The organism is bacterium (genome assembly GCA_018830565.1).
Lineage (GTDB): Bacteria > UBA9089 > JAHJRX01 > JAHJRX01 > JAHJRX01 > JAHJRX01.
Genome location: JAHJRX010000030.1, coordinates 1 through 2,329, shown reverse-complemented (window position 1 = coordinate 2,329; position 2,329 = coordinate 1). Strand labels below are relative to the sequence as shown.

At 34.7% G+C, this 2,329-nt stretch carries 4 protein-coding genes; all 4 read right to left on the bottom strand.

Annotation, left to right across the window (positions count from 1 at the left end; translation table 11 throughout):
* Window positions 1–139: 139 nt before the first annotated feature.
* The 4 genes from KJ849_02305 to KJ849_02290 all read right to left on the bottom strand — a co-directional run bounded on the left by KJ849_02305 (window position 140) and on the right by KJ849_02290 (window position 1,977).
* A complete protein-coding gene (locus tag KJ849_02305; GenBank protein ID MBU2599393.1) occupies window positions 140–436 on the bottom strand; it encodes a type II toxin-antitoxin system HicB family antitoxin in 297 nt (98 codons plus the stop codon).
* 121 nt (window positions 437–557) lie between these two features.
* Window positions 558–722, bottom strand: coding sequence for an IS3 family transposase (locus KJ849_02300; protein ID MBU2599392.1), 165 nt, complete (start codon window positions 720–722; stop codon window positions 558–560).
* A complete protein-coding gene (locus KJ849_02295) occupies window positions 697–1,605 on the bottom strand; it encodes a CBS domain-containing protein (GenBank protein MBU2599391.1) in 909 nt (302 codons plus the stop codon). The genes KJ849_02300 and KJ849_02295 overlap by 26 nt, the downstream gene beginning before the upstream one ends.
* Window positions 1,606–1,638: 33 nt before the next feature.
* Entirely contained in the window at window positions 1,639–1,977 is a 339-nt protein-coding gene (locus tag KJ849_02290) for a hypothetical protein (protein ID MBU2599390.1), read from the bottom strand.
* Window positions 1,978–2,329: the final 352 nt, after the last annotated feature.

Here is a 2,329-nt window from a genome sequence, read left to right as displayed (position 1 = left end):
AATCTTGCCCACTCTTTTTTGCTCATTTCGAAAATGTCCTTTTCTTCCATTTCTCCCTCCTTTTTTGAGGGATATTTTACATCCTTAAACAGGACATTTTCATTTTGCCAGATTAGGACATTTTCATTTTGGTATTACATTAGGCATTTGCTAAGACCTCAAAGGACAAACTTTCAGAATAAGTCCAGTCTTGTGAAGGACGAATTACATCTACATCTTCTACAAGAAATTCATGTAATATCTCTAATGGGACTGATTTCATCTGATCTTGTAACCCCTCATCATTCATATAAGAGAGATACTCCTCACATGCCTCCTCAAGCATACGCTTTGCCTCTTCAATACTTTCTCCTTGACTTGAAACATTTAATTCCAGACATAGGGATACATAATGGTCTCCAAACTTTTTGATCAAACCGGTAAGATGCTTTTTCATAATGAGAAAACCTCCTCTCTACAGAATAGTCAAATTCTCCCTTGCTTTTTTACGATCAGGTGAGGTGGACCCATTTGTCAAGACAATTTTTTAGGTTTTTTAAGTTACACTTAAATTATTCTTAATTAAAATGAACCTCAACTGGAGTTAAATAATTAAGAGATTGATGTAGTCTATCATGGTTATAGAAAGCTAAATAATTTCCAATACCTTGTTTTGCTTCTCGGATACTCTGATAATCTTTAAGATAACACTTCACTTTAGTTAATATTAAAGATAAGGTCAATCGTTGTCCCTTTGCCTACCTTTGAGCTTATCTCCATTTGATCAGCGCATTTTTGGATATTAGGTAGTCCCATTCCGGCCCCAAATCCCATCTCTCGTATTCGTGCTGGAGCCGTAGAAAATCCAGCTTGCATCGCTTGTTTAAGATCAATAATCCCTGGTCCTTGATCTGTAAAATTAATCTTAATCTCTTTTGGCTGAATAATAACCTTCATTTGCCCTTTATTAGTAAAAATAACCATATTCATTTCTGCTTCATAGCTAGCTATTACTATTTTTCGAATAAGCGGCTTTTGAATATCTAATCGGGTCAAAGTCTGTTTGAGAGCGCTGGAAGCTTCTCCGGCTTTCTTAAAGTCACCTCCCGTGATATCATACTGTAAGGCTAAACTTACTCTATGAGCCATAATATCTTCAAATATATGGCTCACTCGAAATCGCTTCACCTCTTCTTCGTAAAATTCACTCTCTAATTTTTGCAATAACCCACGAACAATATCTCCTTTAGTGACAATGCCTACTAATTTTCCACTTTCCCGAGCCAGGACTGGAAATCTTCCATAATTAAATTTATTAAATTCATTAATGGCCTTAGAAAGAAGCTCATCTTCATATAACACTTTTACCACTGAAGTCATCTTCTCTGAGATCAGAGCATTCATTTCACCATCACTTAAACACTTAATAAAATCCTCTAGGCTAATAATGCCCACTAACTTATCTTGATCAACTACTAGTGCCCCTGAAATTCGGTAATTTCGAAGAAGTTGCCGTAAGTCAATAATCGTCCTATCTGGACTAATCGTAATTACTTCTTTCTTCATCACCTGACCAACTTTTAAATCATAAGCAAGTTGATGAACAATACTAATCTTCTCGATCATTTAACCATTGCCTTAATTTCCTCTCCTTTTCTATTAAGATCCAGCTAATCCTCTTTGATATAATTTTCCACAAGCTTCATACATAGAAAATTTTGTCTTCAGAAGAGAAACATTTTTTTCCTTGGCTAAGGCCATTGTCTCAATAGGAGGATTTTTACCTCGGACAAAACAAATTACTTTTATATCTACCATCTCTGCAGTTCGAACTACCTGAGGATTGATCAATCCAGTAAGAAGAAGAGCTTCTGGCTTAATAAAAGCCAAGACATCGCTCATTAAATCAGATCCACAACCTACTTTTATTTCTATTTCTAAATTAACAACCCCTATTGTCTCAGCCTTTAAAATCTCTTTTACTTCTTTTAGCTTCATCTTTACTTATATCTGTCTATAATATTTATGAAAAATCTCTATATTAGTATCTTGATTGCCCTTACCTAAAGTTGCCATTTTACCTGTCAATCTCTCCTAAGACAATATCCAATGTTCCAATAATCGCCACATAAATAAGCTATTTTCAGAGACTACCTATATGTTTGCCATTTTATCTGTCAATCTCTCCTAAGACAATATCCAATGTTCCAATAATCGCCACATAAATAAGCTATTTTCAGAGACTACCTATATGTTTGCCATTTTATCTGTCAATCTCTCCTAAGACAATATCCAATGTTCTAATAATCGCCACATAAATAAGCTATTTTCAGAGACTACCTATATGTTT